Source organism: Mesorhizobium sp. BHscii (genome assembly GCF_053848065.1).
Genome location: NZ_JBSPKW010000012.1, coordinates 56,272 through 73,425, shown reverse-complemented (window position 1 = coordinate 73,425; position 17,154 = coordinate 56,272). Strand labels below are relative to the sequence as shown.

Sequence of the window (17,154 nt, the reverse complement as noted above, 5' to 3'; positions counted from 1 at the left end):
CATCATGGTCAGCCGACGCGCAGGATGATCTTGCCGAACACGTCGCGGCCTTCCATGCGCTTCAGCGCGGCGTCGATGCCGTCGAAGCCGACTTCGGTGTCGATAACCGGAGAAACCAGCCCCGCCGCCATTTTCTGCATGGCGTCGGCCATGTTTTGCATACGGCAGCCGAAGGAGCCGAGCAGCTTCAGCTGCTGCTGGAACAATTGCATCAGATTGATCTGCGTCGAGACGCCCGAGGTCGAGCCGCAGGTCACCAGGCGACCGCCGCGTTTCAGGCACAGCATCGAGGCGGCAAAGGTGTCGGCGCCGACATGCTCGAAGACGACATCGACGCCCTTCTTTTTCGTCAGCTTGCGCACGATGCCTTCGAAACGGTCCTCGCGATAGTTGATGACGTGGTCGGCGCCAAGCGCCTTCGCCTTGTCAATCTTGTCGTTCGAGCCGACCGTGGTGATCACAGTGCAGCCCATTTTCTTTGCCAGCTGGATCGCGGCGGAGCCGATGCCCGAGCCGCCGGCATGGATAAGGATGATCTCCCCGGGCTGCAGCCTGGCATTGTCGAACAGCATGTGTTCGACCGTGCCGAAGGTGACGGGCGCGACGGCCGCGCCGATGTCCGTCACGCCGGGCGGGGCGGGGACCAGCAGGCGCGCCGGCAGGTTGATCTTCTCTTGCGCAAAGCCATCGAGATGGAAGCCGTGAACGCCCGAGACATTATCGCAGAGATTGTCGCGGCCTTCGCGGCAGGCGCGGCAAAGCCCGCAGGTGCGCGCGCCGTAGATCGACACAAGCTGTCCGGGTACAAGGCTGGAGACGCCGGGGCCGACCGCCTCGACCTCGCCGGAAGCTTCGGCGCCGACGACCAGCGGCAGCTTGCGCTTGGCGAAGGCCATGCCGCGCCAGCCCCAGACGTCGATATGATTGAGCGCCACGGCTTTGATGCGCAGCGTCACTTCGCCCAGCGCAGGCTGCGGCGGAGGCGGCAGGTCCACCGTTTCAAGGCGGCGGTCCTCGATAAGTTGCAATGCGCGCATTGAGCCTGTCGGTTCTGTTGAGCGGGAAAAGGCTCGCTTAGACTGGTTCCCGCGCCATGACAAGGCAGGTGTTCTGGCCGCCGAAGCCGAAGGAGTTCGACAGCACCGTGCCGACCTCGGCGTTGCGCTTCTTGTTCGGTACCACATCGAGCACGATCGCCGGATCGGGATTGTCGTAATTGATGGTCGGCGGGATCACGCTCTCGCGCATGGTCATCAGCGAAAACGCGGCCTCGACGGCACCGGCGGCCGACAGCGTGTGGCCAATCATCGACTTGTTCGACGAGATCGGCATCGAGCCGATCCGCTCGCCGAACACGGTTGACAGCGACAGATGCTCCATCTTGTCGTTTTCCGGCGTCGAGGTGCCATGAGCGTTGACATAATCGATCTCGTCCTCGCCCAAGCCGGCATCGGCGAGGGCGGCGCGAACGGCGGCGATCGCCGGCGAACCGTCCGGCTTCGAGCGGGTGCGGTGGAAATCGTCGGCCTTCTCGCCGCAGCCGCGCAGGATGCCGAGGATGGTCGCGCCGCGGGCCAGTGCGGCCTGCAGCGATTCCAGCACAAGCGCGCCCGAGCCCTCGGCCAGCACGAAGCCGTCGCGATCCTTGGAGAACGGCTTGGACGCCCTTTCGGGGATGTCGTTATGCGTGGAGAGCGCCGAAAGCAGGGAGAAACGGATCAGCGCCTCGGCCGTTGCCGAGCCGTCGGCGCCGATCGACAGCGCCCTGTCGCATTCGCCGCGGCGGATCGCCTCGACGCCGAGTTGGATCGAAGTGGCGCCCGAGGCGCAGGCCGTCGACAGCGTGATCGGCAGGCCGCGCGTCCCAAAACGGTCGGCGAGCCGGTCGGCGATCGAACCGAACTGGGTGGTTTCGAAAACATCGAGTTCCTTCAAGCCGCGCGCCACGCGAAGCAGCCGTTCGGCGCCGATGTCGTGCTTGTCGGAATTGTAGAGCGAAAAGCGCTCGCTCCAGTCGAGTTCGACCGGCGGCGAGGCGAGGAAAAGCGGCCCGCCGAAATCGCCCGAATCAAGGCCGGCTTCGGCCACGGCTTCCTGCGCGGCGATCTCGGCGAGATCGTAGGTAAGAAGACTGGCGCCCTTGGAGCTCGACGGCAGGAAATCGACCATGCCGGAGATGCGGGTGTTCAGATGGTCAACCGGAAAGCGGGTGATCGGATGGATGCCGGACTTGCCCGCGGTGAGCGCTGCCCAATTGTCGGCCTTGCCGACACCCAGCGAAGTCACCACGCCGATACCGGTGACGGCGACGATCGGCCTGCCCATGTGGTCGTTCAGATTGGCCATGACTTGTCCCGGATCTTTAATCGGCGGCGTTGACCAACGCCAAGCCCTCGAATTGGTGATAGCCGACCGCCGTTGCAAGGACGGTCCTGGGAATGCCGTTGAACGGCTTCTCGGTGGCGGGGTCAAAAGCCGGGTAGGCGGCCTTACGTTCGACAGCCAGTGCCGCCAGCGCCACGGCGAAGGGAAACTGTGCTTCCTTCATGTGGCCGGTCAGCGTCGAAAAGCCGCGTGCGGCAATCGCCGGATTGGCGTCGAGCGCCGATTTCTCGGCAGCAGTAGCGGTATGGGCACCCGAAGCGCCCGAAATCGTCAGCAACTCGCCGTTCGGCAATGCCGCCTGCCTGAGCAGGGCGGCAATTTCGGCATCGAGTTCGCCCTGCCGGCGTTTTGCGCGTCCGGATATGACCGGGCCGAGTTCGGCATAGATCTTTCGCCCGCGGCTGATCGCATGTTCGCGCTGTTCCAGGACAAGAAACGCGCCGCCTGATCCAGTCACCACGCCACCGCCTTGCAGGCCTTGTCTCTGCCAGACCGGCCTCCAGGGGCCGCGATGCAGATAGCCGGCCAGTTCGTAGCCAAGCAGCATGTCCGAATGCTCGGTCTGGAAGGCGCCGCCGACCAGGATATGCGTCGACTGGCCGGAGCGGATACGTGCGGCGGCCGTCTCGACGGCAGCGACGCCGGCGCCTTCCTCGCCCATGAAGGTGCGCGACGAGCCGGTCACCTTGTGAACGATCGAGATGTTGCCGGCGAGCAGGTTGGAAAGCTGCGCCAGAAACAGCGTCGGCCGCAACTCGGTGGTCAGTTTCTCGTTGAGCAGGACGTCACGGTCGTTGCGGCTTTCCGAAGCGGCGAGAATGTCGGCGTCGACGGTTTCGTCGCGCTCGCCGCCGCCGGCAGCCACCACCATGTCCATGGTCGTGCAAAGTTCGTCATTGCCCTTGATGCCGGCGTCGTCGAGCGCCATGCCGGCGGCGTAGGTGCCGAGCCTTTGCCAGGTTTCCATCTGCCGCTGGTCGCCGCGCTTGGCGATCTGCAGGTTCCAGTCGACCTCCGGCAGCGGGTGGATGGTGTAGGGCGAGAAGCGCGATGCTTCGAGCACGGGTTCCAGGCCGGGCTGGGCGAGTTTGCGCCAATGCGCATCCGGACCTTCGCCCAGCGAAGAGACAAGGCCGATGCCTGATATGACGACGTGGTGGGGACTCATGGGCGGTTGTTGTGGGTCAGGTTTGAAGGCGCATCAAGATCGCGGGCTGAACCATTTCAGGCGTTCTTGGCCGCGACCAGAGCGTCGATCTTGGCGCACAGGTTCTTCATGACGAAGTAATCGTCGGTCGAGGCCTTGCCGTCATTGACCTCTTGCGTCCACTTTTCCAGCGGCACCTTGATGCCGAATTCCTTGTCGATGGCAAAGACGATGTCGAGGAAGTCGAGGCTGTCGATGCCGAGATCGTCGATAGTGTGGCTTTCAGGGGTGATCGTGTCGATATCGATCTCACTGGTGTCGGCGATGATCTTGGCGACTTTGTCGAACGTGGTGGACAAGGGCTGTTCCTTCGGTTGCGGGCGGAATCTGTCCGCATGTGTTTGCGCGCTGTCTAATCGGTTTTTCCGGGCAGGAAAAGGGCCTGATACGCCGGGCGCAGATGGGGTGGCTGTTCTACCAGAGCAATAGGGTCGCGGGAACCTCCCGGCGATATCCGCAACCATCCCATCTCTGGTCATTGCGTGAAGGTGCTCAGGGCCTTGGCCGAACATCGCGACATGAGCCTGAGTGACGTCGTCGAGGGCATCGTGCTTTTGAAGGCCAGACGCCGTTTTCCCCGGTGACCCTGGAAACGATCGGCCAATTGAAGCGCATCTACGGGGCTGGAGCTTGGCGCAGCGGACAGCCACGGTCTGGCGGAAACCGGCGGGGAGGAGGATGACGAACCATCTTGAGCGCAGCCACGGCATCGTGCTTTCGGGGCCGATGCTTTTCCCGTGTAGCGAACGCGAACGTCCGTTCAGGGCAGCGAGCGGCGCGACTGAATTTGCCACAGCTACGTACCTTGCCGATGCCGATTCCGGCCACGACGCGCAGTATCATTAACGTGGGAGAAGTAGAGAGACATTGGCACGAGGTGCGAAAAAGCAACGCCAATACAGCTGATTAGTTACGACGTAGGTACTCTCGCAGATATGGTATTGGCCGTCCGGGGATTCCTGTACACGGTCCCGGGGGATGATGAAATTATGCGGCAAGTAAGTGTAACCACCGTCTATCCTGGACCGCACCGAAGACCGTGGTATGGCGCGGCAATCAGAACCACCGCAACACTTGAATTTCGTCTGTGGGTCAACCTTGTCCTCGTACCAATCGTGGGCGCTAGCGGCTGTCGCGGTGGCGATACACATTGCCGTGAAGATTAATCTTCGCATGGCATTCCTCAAGTATTTGGCAGCCGCTGCTCGTTCGAGCGTCTATGTATATTAGCGTTCCATTAAAAATACCATTGGCCCCCGACCGACTAACGCAGCTCCAGCAAGCGACGCTCGCAACTGAAAGACCGCAACGGGTCACGGCTTCCCCTTCAACTTTCTCCGAACAATGGCAAAGAAGGGTCGGAACCGGTATTCCGCTTAAGGTACCAGCGCTAGATTTTCACCACTAGCGAACGCTTCAACCGTCTCCAGCGCAGATTAGAAGGTGACGCGGCCGAGCACGCGCAGGCCGTCGCCTTGCAGCTCGACGATCACGGCTTCGCCTTCGCGCGGCGAGATGCCGGTCAGAGCCATGATGTTCTCCAGATGGGTGACCATGACCACATTGTCGGAACCGGAATAGCCGCGGATCTCGTTCATGATCGCCTCGAGCTGGGCGGCTTTCTCGCTCGCGTCCGTCTTCAGCAGGTCAAGTGGCGCGAACGGTTCGGGTTCCGCTCTGAAAGCGATGCGGGCCGTGTCGAGGCAGCGGCAATAGCGGCTGGACAGCATGCGCTCGACGGGCGCGGCGCGGGCGGCGAACAGCGCGCCGATCTTGCGCGCCTGCTGCTTGCCGCGCACCGAGAGATTGACCTGGGTCGCGCATTTCTCGATGTCGAAATTCGCCGGATCGGTGGTGCCGGTGACCATGGCATGGCGAAGCAGCACCACATGTCCGCCGTCGCGCAACAGCGCCCAGCCGGCTTCAGTCGCATGGGCCGACGCGGGAATGACGAGCAGCAATAGCGCCAGCACAAATCGAAGCATCAAACGTCCTTTTCCGGTCACCGGAGGTGGGTTCCGGTGCCCGCATATAGGGACGGCAAAGCCGGCCGAAAAACAAGGCACGACCAATCCCGGCTGTTTGTGAGAACAGACCGCTTCGTAAGGCGGGGTGATTGCGCTGCCATCCCGGCTCGCCTATCAGGAGAAAAATGTCTCCACTCATCGAAACCGTCCTTTTTGTCTTCGGCCTTGTCGCGCTCGGCTATCTGGCCGGGCTCACCGGCTATCTGAAGGCCGAGGCGGGCGAGGCCATCGCCGAATTCGCCGTCGGGGTGGCGATGCCGCTGCTTCTGTTCCGCACCATGGTCAATGCCGATTTCCATGGTGCCGCGCCCTGGTCGTTCTGGGGAGCCTATTTCACGGCTGCCGCAGTCACCTGGGCTGCAGGCCATCTGGTGATCACGCGGGTGTTCGGGCGCGACGCGCGCGAGGGGGTCGTCGGCGGCGTGTCATCGGCGTTTTCCAATCTCGTCCTGCTCGGTATCCCGTTCGTCCTCGGCACATTCGGGCCAAGTGGATTCGAAGTTCTGTCGCTGCTGATTTCCGTGCATCTGCCGACGATGATCATGGCGTCGATCATCTTGTTTGAAATCTTTGGCCGCGGTGACGAGCATGTGCATCCGCTGCGTATCATCCGGCGCTTCTTTCGAAAGCTGCTCTCCAATCCGCTGATCATCGGCATCCTGGCCGGATGGGTATGGCGTATCACCGGCCTGCCACTGCCGGGGCTGGCCGTCCGGCTGGTCGACGCATTGGCCAACATCGCCGGACCGGTCGCGCTGTTTGCCATGGGGCTTGGCCTGTGCCGTTTCGGCATCTCCGGCAACGTGCGGCCGGCGCTGGCGCTGTCGGCGCTGAAGCTGTTGCTGATGCCGGCCGTTGCACTCGGCCTGGTCTGGCTGTTCGGGCTGCCGCCGCTGTCAGCGAAGGTCGCGGTCGTGGCCGCCGCGCTGCCATCCGGGGTCAATTCCTACTTGATTGCGACGCAGTTCAACACCGGCCAGGCATTGGCATCGAACCAGATGACCATCGCCACCGCCTGCGCGGTCGTCACCACGGCGTTCTGGCTGACGGTCGTCGTCCACGTGTTTGGATAGCAACGTGTTTGGATTGCAATTTGGGCGCAAGTTGGCCTCGCCTTGCGCTGGCCCAAACCCTATATGCCATCTTGCGATTGATTGCGGGGCTTGCCCTAGGTAAAGAGCAGTGGCTCCAGGCGTGCCGGCACCGATGCCATTGCGCACGCCCACCAAAGAAATCCAGATAGCGGCCCGTCAGCGCGCCGACCGGAGGCTAGACCATGCTTCAGAAAACCAGCCATTTCATGCGCCAGGCCAATCTCATCAATGGCGAGTGGGTGCAGGCCGACAGCGGCCAGACGGTGGACGTCAACAATCCGGCCACCGGCCTCAAGATCGGCACCGTGCCGAAGTCGGGCAGGGTCGAGACGCGCCGCGCCATCGAAGCCGCCGACGCCGCTTTCAAGACATGGCGCAAGACCACTGCGCTCGAGCGTTCGAAGTTGTTGCGTAAGCTGCATGACGCGATGATGGACAATCAGGATGTGTTGGCCGAACTGCTGACCATCGAGCAGGGCAAGTCGCTGTTCGAATCGAAGGGCGAGATCGGTTCGGCCGCCTCCTACATCCTGTGGTTCGCCGAAGAAGGCCGCCGCACCTATGGCGATGTCGTGCCGTCGCCCTGGGCGGACCGCCGCATCCTGGTGACCAAGGAGCCGGTCGGCGTCATCGCCGCCATCACGCCGTGGAATTTCCCGTCTTCGATGCTGGCCCGCAAACTCGGCCCGGCGCTTGCCGCCGGCTGCACCGCGGTGGTCAAACCGGCCTCGCAGACGCCTTATTCCGGCCTCGCCTGGGGCGCGCTCGCCGAGGAAGTCGGCTTCCCCAAAGGCGTCATCAACATCCTGACCGGCGCCGCCGGCGAAATCGGCGACGAGATCTGCGCCAACCCGCTGGTCAAGAAGATCACCTTCACCGGCTCGACCGAGGTCGGCAAGATCCTGATCCAGAAGTCGTCCGTCACCGTCAAGAAGGTCTCGATGGAGCTCGGCGGCAACGCGCCGTTCCTCGTCTTCGACGATGCCGACATCGAACGTGCCGTCGCCGGCGCGATCACCGCCAAGTACCGCAATTCCGGCCAGACCTGCGTCTGCACCAACCGCTTCCTGGTTCAGGCCGGCGTCTACGACAAGTTCGTCGAGAAGCTCGCCGCTGCCAGCAACGAGCTGAAGGTCGGTTCCGGCCTCGAAGATGGCGTGCAGCAGGGGCCGCTGATCGACGAGAAGGCAGTCGAGAAGGTTGAGGAACTGATCGCCGACGCCACCGCCAAGGGCGGCAAGGTCGTCGCCGGCGGCAAGCGCCATGCGCTCGGCGGTTCGTTCTTCCAGCCGACGGTGATCGCCGACGCGACGCCGAAGATGCGCTTCATGAAGGAAGAGATTTTTGGCCCGGTCGCGCCGGTGTTCAAGTTCGAAACCGAAGAGGAAGCCGTGGCGCTTGCCAACGACACCGAATTCGGCCTCGCCTGCTATTTCTACACCGGCGATCTCGGCCGCGCCTTCCGGGTCATGGAAGGGCTGAAATACGGCATGGTCGGCGTCAATGAAGGCCTCATCACCACGCCTGAGGCGCCGTTTGGCGGCGTCAAGGAATCGGGCCTCGGCAAGGAAGGCGGACATCAGGGCATCGAGGATTATCTCGACACCAAATATGTCTGCATCGGCGGCCTCGGCCTCTGATTTGGCAGGGCCTGTTGACCGTCAACAGACCCAAGCCGGCCCGAGAGGCCAGGCGGGGATGGATCAACCAACTGGCGTTTCGGGCATGGCGATGAAAGACGGCGAGGTCTTCGGTACGACGCAAGCGGGTGAGGCCGTCCGCCGCTTCACCATCCGCGGCGGCGGCCTCACCGCCAACATCATCGGGCTGGGCGCCATCGTCCAGGATCTGCGCCTGGCCGGGCACGATGCGCCGCTGGTGCTCGGCTATGGCAATTTCGACTCTTATGAAACGGATACGGCCTTCTTCGGCGCCGTCGTCGGACGCTATGCCAACCGCATCCGCGATGGCCGCTTCACTATCGCCGGCCAGCGTTACCAGACCGAGCGCAACTTCCTCGACAAGCACACGCTGCATGGCGGCTCGCAAGGTTTTTCGCACCGGCCATGGGAGGTTTCGCTGCATGGCAGGGATTTTGTCACGCTGACACTGCATGATCCCGACGGCACGATGGGCTTTCCCGGGGCGCTCGACGTGACCTGCACCTACAGGATGAAAATCCCCGGCACGCTCAGCGTCGAGATGACCGCCACCTGCGAGGAGCCGACGCTGTGCAACCTCACCCAGCATTCCTATTTCAACCTGGATGACGGCGGCGCCGGCGATATCCTCGACCACCGGCTGATGCTGAACGCCGGCGCCTATCTTCCGGTCGATGGCGACCTGATCCCGACCGGCGTCGTGAAGCCGGTCGACGGCACGCCGTTCGATTTCCGCCAGGCGCGGCCGCTGCGCATGGAAAGCGAGGGCAAGCAGCTCGCCTACGACCAGAATTTCTGCCTTGCCTCGACGCGTGGGCCGCTCAAGCTGGCATCATGGGCGCAAGGCGCAAATTCCGGCGTCGAGATGGAGCTCTGGACCACCGAGCCGGGCGTTCAGCTCTATACCGGCCAGTATCTGGCGCCGCCTTCGCCGGGGCTCGAAGGACGTCGTTACAAGGCTTTTTCGGGCTTTTGCCTGGAGCCGCAGGTCTGGCCGGACGCGCCGAACCGGCCGTATTTCCCACAGGCCACGCTATGGCCGGGCCAGATCTACCATCATGTGACGGAATACCGGTTCCGACTGCCTGGTGCCTGACACGGAAGTCGGGTGGTACCGGTTCTTGCTGCGCTACCTCCGGTTCGGACAGGATCGTGCGCAAGTTCAAAGGCCGTCCTTTGCGCTCCCATTGGACGCGCGACGCTCTCGGATCGGAACCCAATCACTGTCAGCGATCGAGTTCGCCGGGATGAGGCAAGTTGACCCGAAAGCGACCTTCGTAGGTCGGGCCGGAACGTCTGCAAAGGGGACAATCCACTTCGTAGCACGCGATGGCAACAACCACTTAGCGCCCAATTTTGTTGAGAACCTCGGCAAGCGCGAGCGCTTTAGCCATCAACTAGCCCGCGCAGGGATATGGCAAATCCAGGTAGAAGCTAATCAACGATGCGCTGTATAACCAGCCAAGATATCTACGCTCGCGGAAAGGACTGTCGGCGTTGACGGGATTGGCGTAAACTACTCGCTTTGGGTGTCATCCATGCACCGTATCATCACAGTGGCTTTTGTGGCGCTCGCGGTCGCGCTTAACTGTCCTGCGCAGGCGGAGGTGCTGATCGGGGTCGCAGGCCCGATGACCGGAAAGCTTGAGTGGACTGGCACGCAATTGAAGCGCGGCGCAGAGGTGGCTGTGGCCGACATCAATGCAGCGGGCGGCGTTCTAGGCCAACAGGTGCGACTCATCACGGTCGACGACTTCTGCGATCCCGAGCAAGCAGTGGCTGCTGCCCAAAAGCTGGTGGCTGACGGTGTATCGTTAGTCGTCGGGCACTACTGCTCTGGAGCCTCGATCCCAGCTTCGAAAGTGTACAAGGCGGCGGGAATTCTGCAGATTTCGCCATCCTCGACCAATCCGATGTTGACCGAGCAAGGTCGCGCCAACGTTTTCCGCGTCTGCAGTCGCGACGATGCGCAGGGCTTCGAGGCCGGCAACTACTTGGCCGATCATTGGAGCGACAAGAAGATCGCGATCCTTCACGACAACACGACCTATGGGAAGGGTCTCGCCGATGAGACAAGAAAGCAGTTGAACAAGCGGGGCGTGACCGAAACAATCTATGATGGCTACGCTCCCGGGAAAGACGACTACTCGGCCGAGATCAGTAGGCTACAGGGGGCGGATATCGCCGTGCTGTATATGGGAGGGTATCATACCGAGGCTGCGCTTATGGTCCGTGCGGCGCGCGACCGGGGCTACTCGCTTCAGCTGATCTCGGGTGACGATACGGCGACCGAGGCGTTTGGGCTCATTGCCGGCCCTGCCGCCGAGGGCACGCTCTTCACCTTTGTCCCCGACCCACGTCGAAATGCCGAAGCGGCGCAAGTCGTCGAACGATTCCGTGCCGAGAACTTCGAACCCGATTCCTGGACGCTGCATAGTTACGGTGCCGCACAGACTTGGGCGCAGGCGGTCGAGAAGGCAGGCTCACTAGAACTCCAAGCCGTGATTGCGTCGCTGCGGAGCAATCAATTTGATACTGTGCTGGGCCGTATGGACTTTGATGACAAGGGCGACCTCACTGTTCAGAGTTGGGTATGGTATGTTTGGAAGGGCGGCGAATACGTGCCGTTGGAGTAACGGACCACCGAGCTGGCGGATCGCATTGAGCCAATCTGTGCAGATCTTATTGGCCGCGCCAGCTGAATCAACGCGTCGCCGCGATGCTTAAGCGTCTCGGCATACGCGGCCGCCTGTTGCTCGCTTTTTTTGGTATCAGCACCTTCGCGGTGCTCGCGACAGTAGCCGCTCTTTATGCCTTTCTCGAGGTGGGGGAGGTTGTCGACCGCATCACCAAGGACCGAGTGCCGTCGGCGCTCGCATCCCTCCAGCTGTCGCGGCAGGCCGAGCGGGTCGCCGCCACTGCGCCCGCCGTACTTGCTTCGACCAGCAAGGCTCAGCACAACGAGGTGTCGGCTGCGATCGCGGCCGAGATGACGCGCCTAGAGGAACTGCTTGCCGCTCTCAAAGGCGCCAAGCCTGGCACGGCGGTGGTGGCTGAGATCGAGGCTGCGGTGCTTGGTCTGCGCCGCAATCTCAACGCCCTCGATGACCTTGTCGCCGCCCGCCTCTCCGTGGTGGCGCACAAAGAGGAACTGTTACGCCGCCTATCGGCCACGACAAATGCAAGCCAGCGCCTTGTGGCGCCCGGTATGCTCGTGATGAATTCCAAACTCCAGCAATGGCGGGCGGTCACAGCCGGCACGTCGCTTGCGTCGGATCGAGGCACGGAGGCGACGGCCGACCTGGTTCAAGCGATCGCGGCCTACATCCCGCAGCAGAAGGCGCAGCAGGAGATCTCGGCGGTCAATGACGCGCTGGTCAACACGGCGGACGCGCCTACGCCAGGCGATCTGGCGTTGATCATGTTTCCGCTGCGCCGGTCGTTCGCCGTTCTAGATACGATTTCCAACGAGATCGACGAGAGGCTGCGAACCCGTTTCCAGCAGCGGGTCAACGAGTTCAAGGCATTGATCGACGGTGGAAACAGCATCCCGAAGACGCGGCAGGACGAGTTCGCCGTCCTTGCGCAGGGCGAAAAGCTTCTGGCCGAAAACCAGCAGCTGTCGCGCAGTCTTACCGCTGCCGTCGATCGCCTGGTCGCCGCGGCAGACCGCGAGATCGCGGCGTCCGGTCTCGAAGCCGCGGTCGTCCAGCGCTACGGGACCGGAGTTGTCCTTGGCTCCGCCGTTCTCAGCCTCTTGAGTTCCGTTCTGTTTGTGTGGCTCTATGTCGACCGTAGCCTCCTCGCGCGGCTGGGAGGGTTGAGCCAAAGCATGCTCGCGATCGCCGGCGGCGATCTTCGTGCGCCATTGCCTGCCGCGGGCCACGACGAAATCGGCCGCATGGCCGAGGCGCTCAGGCTCTTCCGGGATACCGCAGTCGAGGTGGAGGAGAAGAACCTGCGCGAGGTCGCCGAAGCGCGTCAGCGGCTCATTGATGCCATCGAAAGCATCTCCGAGGGTTTCGCTCTCTACGACGCGGAGGACCGGCTCGCCCTTAGCAATAGCCGCTACCGCGAACTGCTCTACAGCGACCCTGCGATCGAACTGACGCCCGGCACGGCCTTCGAGTACATCATTCGCCGATCCGCTGAGCGCGGCTATATCAGGGATGCTGAGGGACGGTTAGAGGAATGGGTCGCCGAGCGCCTCTCCCGGCACCGCAACCCTGGCGAACCGTGGCTGCAGCGGCGAGGCGACGGGCGATGGATTATGATTAGCGAGCGGCGGATCACCGGCGGCGGCACAGTCGCGGTCTACTCGGACATCACCGAGCTGAAGCAACGGGAGGAGAACCTCGCCGAGAAATCCGCGGCTCTCGAGGCGCTTTCCAGCAAGCTGGCGAAGTACCTGGCGCCGCAGGTCTACAACTCGATATTCACTGGCCGTCAGGACGTCAGGATCGCCAGCCAGCGGAAGAAGCTGACGATATGCTTCTCGGATATCGCCGGCTTTACCGAGACCACTGACAAAATGGAGTCCGAAGTTCTCACCCAGCTCCTCAATCACTATCTGACGGAAATGTCGAAAATTGCTTCGGATCACGGCGCGACGATCGACAAGTATGTCGGCGACGCGATCCTGATGTTTTTCGGCGATCCGGAGACTCGCGGCGTCAAGGAGGACGCGTTCGCCTGCGTGCAGATGGCTCTCGCCATGCAGAAGCGGATGAGCGAACTTGCCGAAATCTGGCGCGACATTGGAATTGAAACACCGCTGCGCTGCCGCATCGGCATCCACACCGACTACTGCACTGTCGGCAACTTCGGCAGCGAGGACCGGATGGATTACACGATAATCGGCGGCGCTGTGAATCTCGCCTCACGTCTCGAGCAGGAGGCGCAGCCAGGGACCGTGCTCATTTCTTATGAGACGTTTGCGCAAGTGAAGGACATGATCGACTGCGACGAACTGGGGCACATCCACGTCAAGGGGATCGCGTATCCGGTCGCCACCTATCGCGTCATCGATCTGAAGGCCAATCTTGTCGCTGCCCATCGCTCCGTTCGAACCGAACTGCCGCATCTCAGGCTAGAAGCTGAGCCCGAGCTGATGTCTGCTGACGAGCGTGACCAAGCCGCCACTGCGCTTCGAGGCGTGCTCGATCAACTTTGTCACAAGCCTAGGTAGTAGGGCCCGTACCTGAATTCTCCAGCGCTCACCTCGTCGACCAGCCCACAGCCAGGCATGCCTGTCGGCCAACGTGGTTCTTTGGGATCGAGACACGACCTTCCCGGGCAGCGCTGGCAAGGTCGGCAATTGGTGCCCTGTGCTCGTTCCCGCCGACCGATTCAAGTGGCAAGTTCTCGGCCATTGGCGGCAGCCAGCCTGATTGAGTTTTGACCCAATCTTCGAACGCTGCCCTCAACGCAATCGGCGTTTCCATCGGAATAGCGCCACACTTGTTACTCCCACTGTTTGCTCTCCGGTGCCAAACTATCTCACGCCAACGAGCGATGAGCAGCGAATGGAACCGCGCTTCAGCCATGAGGCGCGGGAATTCGCCCAAATCAGGAGGTATCAAGCCATGACTTCATCAGCCGAGAGCGGACGGAAAAGCGGACAGCCTGCCATGCGCACACCACCGGTGGTGTCGCCTGAGGCGTGGGAGGTGGCCCGCGAGCGGCTGCTCGTGAAGGAAAAGGCCCAGACCCGCGCCCGTGACGCGCTGGCCGCCGAGCGGCGGCGGATGCCGTGGATGGCCGTGGAGAAGACGTATGCGTTTGAGGGGCCTGACGGAAAGGCCAGCCTGCTCGACCTGTTCGACGGCCGGCGTCAGCTGATCGTCTACCGCGCCTTCTTCGAGCCGGGAGTGTTCGGCTGGCCCGACCACGCCTGCCGCGGCTGCTCCCTGGTAGCCGACCAGGTCGCCCACGTCGCCCACCTGAACGCCCGTGACACCACCCTTGTCTTCGTCTCGCGTGCGCCTCAGGCTGATATCGCGCGGCTGAAGGCGCGGATGGGCTGGGAGATGCCGTGGTACACGCTCACCGACAGCTTCGACGCCGACTTCGGCGTGGACGAGTGGCACGGCCACAACGTGTTCATCCGCGACGGCGATCGCGTGTTCCGCACCTACTTCATCAACAACCGCGGCGACGAGCAGATGGGGAGCACCTGGAATTATCTCGACATCACCCCGCTTGGCCGGCAGGAGGTCTGGGAGGACTCGCCCGAGGGCTATCCCCAGACCCCGACCTACAAGTGGTGGAACTGGCATGACAGCTACGCCGCGGATCCAGCGGCCGACAAGAAGTGGGCCGAGGTGTCGGACGCCGGAGAGGCCGCGTTCCGGGAGGCGAGCACGAAGCAATGAGCCCGGCCTGGTCCGGTGGAGATCGACGGCGGCGACGGTCGGTCGGCTAAGACAAAGCCGCTGGATGATTGCAGAGGGAGCGCGGGGCGACGGCTTGCAGGAGCGCAGATCGCTGCGCCGCCATTCATGCGGACTTGACGACCGAAAATTGGCGTTTGTAGGTGACCGGTCTCGTCCGGAAACTCGCGGCGGGAGCGGGACGGCCGACGTGAAACCCTTGGATTTTATCTATGTCAAATTCGCGTACGAGGGCCATCTGCTCGTCGGTTTCGACCCCTTCGAGCAGGATTTTATGACCGCGATTTCGGACCAGGGCAATAATGTCTTGCAGCATCGCCTTGCCCCTCGGCGTGCCGCAGTCATGTAGAAACGAGCGGTCGATCTTCACCGTATCGAAATCGATTAGACGAAGCCATGAGAGGCCGGCGAAGCCCGTCCCGAAGTCATCGAGCCATATCCTGATCCCTAGCAGTTTCAGGTCGCTGATGCAGCGGAGAACGTCGGAGTGCATCTCCATCTCCAGCCCTTCGGTGATTTCGAGGGCCAGCCTGCTGCCGGCTACGCCAGTCTCGCTCAAAATGGCCGCAACAGAGGTTGCGAAGCCGGGCGTCTTGAGCTGAATCGGAGAGACGTTGACGCTGACGACACGGACGTGATTGTCCGCCAGAAGCTCAGTGCACACTGTCCTTATTGCCCAGCGCCCAAGCGCCAGGACCGCGCCAGTTCGTTCCGCGACGGGAATGAACAGGCTCGGCGGAACCGATGTACCGTCCAGCATTTTGAGGCGCATCAGAGCCTCGACGGCTTCAACTCGGCCGGACGTGACATTCTGGATAGGCTGATAGACGAGTGAAACGAGATCCTGGCCGATCGCGATCTTCAGCAAAGCCGCAATATTCTCGCTCTCGTCGCTGCTCTGGGGATCGTTTGGATCGAACAGCCAGGTACAATTTCGACCGCCTGCTTTTGCCAGATAGAGTGCGCGATCGGCCTCATGGATGATTTTTTCCAGCTTGGCGCCAGTCTGCGGCCTGGTGAATGCAGCGCCAACGCTCACCGTCACAACCGAGATACCGTCTCTGCGCTGCTCGTGGGGAAGCGCGAGGTTCTCCACCGTGCTTCGAATGGCTTCGGCAATATCTGCGACCTGTTCTCTTTTCTCCATGCGAGCCAGAACAATGAATTCCTCACCGCCGTAGCGGCCGATTGAGCCATTGTGCTGCTTAATCATTTCGGCAAGGGCATTGGCGACGAGAATCAGGCAGCGGTCGCCTTCTTGATGTCCGTAATAGTCATTGAACCTTTTGAAGAAGTCCACGTCGATGAGGATCGCCACAAAACTGCTGCCAGACCTTTGCCAGTCGCTCCAGTAGTCCCGCAGCTTCTCGTCAATCGCCCGCCGATTCTCCAGACCCGTAAGCGGGTCGGTTCTCGACAGATTCAACAGCGCCTGTCCGCGCTCGGTGGCTTCCTTGTGCTGGATTTTGGCTTCGAGGGCATTCAGGAAGACGTTGTAGCGCTCCTCGTTCAGCTTCCAGTTAACGTAAGACGTAAATGTGAAGCATGAAATGTAAAAAGTTCCAAATACCATTTTGTAGATTAATGTGGAAGGCACAAAGTAGTTTACGGCATACAGTATTACTAAAATTATTGCAGACGTTACAATAGACAGGCTGAACTTAAACGTGAAGAAGAGATTGGCGCTCATCATGAAGATGGTGCCGAACACCATGTAATAAGAGACGCTTTCCTTGTCTGCACCCATGACCGCTGGGCACAGCCAGCCAACATAGCCAAAGATGATGGCTCCGGCGCAAGTGACGTCAATCCATTCCGTTCCGACGCCCCGGCGAAGTTGTGCCTCCAAGATCAGGAGTGCAGTCACTCCGACCGCGAAGCGTGCCATGATCGTATAGAGTGCCACATCCGGAATCAGCAGCAGATCCGTTGCCGAAAACAGCAGATAGATGGCAACGGCGATCCAAAGCCCTGGCCTGGCGTCCATTCTTCGCTTCGCTTGGCCTTCCTCTCGGTAGAGGTTGCGGAGCTCGTCGGACCGCGGCTCGTAGCGCGGTTCGAACGGTTCCGCATGGGCTATATCGGCCAATGCAGATGACGCGCATTCGTTCGTCACCACAAACCCCATCCGAACGGGACTTTGTATTCCGAACTCATTTCTAGCTTCTGCCCCCAACGCCGGCCGACTCCTCAGGCGCGACAGCGATTGCGGCGCCTCGCAAACAATATGCAGTCGCGCAAATAGGTTTTCGTTAACTCGTATCCGGAATCCCACCCGCAAGGCGTCCAAAGAACCAGCATGGTTGGCGGGAAATTAACGACATCGCTAAAATGCCGGGGATGTGGCTTGGCAAAGGTAAAATTTTACGCAATATCTAAATAATATCT

At 61.6% G+C, this 17,154-nt stretch carries 13 protein-coding genes; 7 read left to right on the top strand and 6 right to left on the bottom strand.

The annotated features are described in order from the left end of the window. Positions 1–8: 8 nt before the first annotated feature. From ACWTU7_RS17760 to ACWTU7_RS17745, 4 genes are read right to left on the bottom strand one after another with little or no spacing between them, the layout of a single operon-like run. A complete protein-coding gene (locus ACWTU7_RS17760; RefSeq protein WP_455839367.1) occupies positions 9–1,037 on the bottom strand; it encodes a zinc-binding dehydrogenase in 1,029 nt (342 codons plus the stop codon). Between the two features lie 37 nt (positions 1,038–1,074). Next, the gene (locus ACWTU7_RS17755; RefSeq protein ID WP_029351831.1) at positions 1,075–2,346 is read right to left on the bottom strand and encodes a beta-ketoacyl-ACP synthase; all 1,272 of its coding nucleotides are present in this window, start codon (positions 2,344–2,346) and stop codon (positions 1,075–1,077) included. A 16-nt stretch (positions 2,347–2,362) separates the two neighbouring features. Further along, the gene (locus ACWTU7_RS17750) at positions 2,363–3,553 is read right to left on the bottom strand and encodes a beta-ketoacyl-ACP synthase (RefSeq protein WP_455839366.1); all 1,191 of its coding nucleotides are present in this window, start codon (positions 3,551–3,553) and stop codon (positions 2,363–2,365) included. Positions 3,554–3,609: 56 nt separating this feature from the next. After that, complete coding sequence (locus ACWTU7_RS17745) at positions 3,610–3,891, bottom strand: acyl carrier protein (RefSeq protein WP_006335407.1); 282 nt, start codon at positions 3,889–3,891, stop codon at positions 3,610–3,612. A gap of 379 nt (positions 3,892–4,270) precedes the next feature. Here ACWTU7_RS17745 and ACWTU7_RS17740 point away from each other — a divergent pair, with 379 nt between their 5' ends. Beyond that, a complete protein-coding gene (locus ACWTU7_RS17740; protein ID WP_455839365.1) occupies positions 4,271–4,438 on the top strand; it encodes a hypothetical protein in 168 nt (55 codons plus the stop codon). A gap of 590 nt (positions 4,439–5,028) precedes the next feature. Here the strand turns inward: ACWTU7_RS17740 and ACWTU7_RS17735 are convergent. After that, positions 5,029–5,577 carry a histidine phosphatase family protein gene (locus ACWTU7_RS17735; RefSeq protein WP_287091581.1) on the bottom strand — a complete coding sequence of 183 codons (549 nt, stop codon included), beginning with the start codon at positions 5,575–5,577 and terminating at the stop codon, positions 5,029–5,031. Between the two features lie 167 nt (positions 5,578–5,744). Here ACWTU7_RS17735 and ACWTU7_RS17730 point away from each other — a divergent pair, with 167 nt between their 5' ends. The 6 genes from ACWTU7_RS17730 (at position 5,745) to ACWTU7_RS17705 (ending at position 14,748) form a co-directional block, all read left to right on the top strand. Continuing rightward, entirely contained in the window at positions 5,745–6,692 is a 948-nt protein-coding gene (locus ACWTU7_RS17730) for an AEC family transporter (protein WP_455839364.1), read from the top strand. A 203-nt stretch (positions 6,693–6,895) separates the two neighbouring features. After that, positions 6,896–8,353 (top strand): NAD-dependent succinate-semialdehyde dehydrogenase, encoded by a 1,458-nt coding sequence (locus ACWTU7_RS17725; RefSeq protein WP_065012184.1) that lies wholly within the window; start codon positions 6,896–6,898, stop codon positions 8,351–8,353. Positions 8,354–8,438: 85 nt separating this feature from the next. Beyond that, complete coding sequence (locus tag ACWTU7_RS17720; RefSeq protein ID WP_455839363.1) at positions 8,439–9,470, top strand: aldose epimerase family protein; 1,032 nt, start codon at positions 8,439–8,441, stop codon at positions 9,468–9,470. 442 nt (positions 9,471–9,912) lie between these two features. Continuing rightward, positions 9,913–11,010, top strand: coding sequence for a branched-chain amino acid ABC transporter substrate-binding protein (locus ACWTU7_RS17715; RefSeq protein WP_455839362.1), 1,098 nt, complete (start codon positions 9,913–9,915; stop codon positions 11,008–11,010). Positions 11,011–11,093: 83 nt separating this feature from the next. Continuing rightward, positions 11,094–13,562 (top strand): adenylate/guanylate cyclase domain-containing protein, encoded by a 2,469-nt coding sequence (locus ACWTU7_RS17710; protein ID WP_455839361.1) that lies wholly within the window; start codon positions 11,094–11,096, stop codon positions 13,560–13,562. 397 nt (positions 13,563–13,959) lie between these two features. After that, on the top strand, positions 13,960–14,748 hold the full coding sequence (locus ACWTU7_RS17705; RefSeq protein WP_455839447.1) for a DUF899 domain-containing protein: 789 nt from the start codon (positions 13,960–13,962) through the stop codon (positions 14,746–14,748). A gap of 124 nt (positions 14,749–14,872) precedes the next feature. Here the strand turns inward: ACWTU7_RS17705 and ACWTU7_RS17700 are convergent, their stop codons facing one another. Then, entirely contained in the window at positions 14,873–16,894 is a 2,022-nt protein-coding gene (locus tag ACWTU7_RS17700; protein WP_455839446.1) for a putative bifunctional diguanylate cyclase/phosphodiesterase, read from the bottom strand. Between the last annotated feature and the right edge of the window lie 260 nt (positions 16,895–17,154).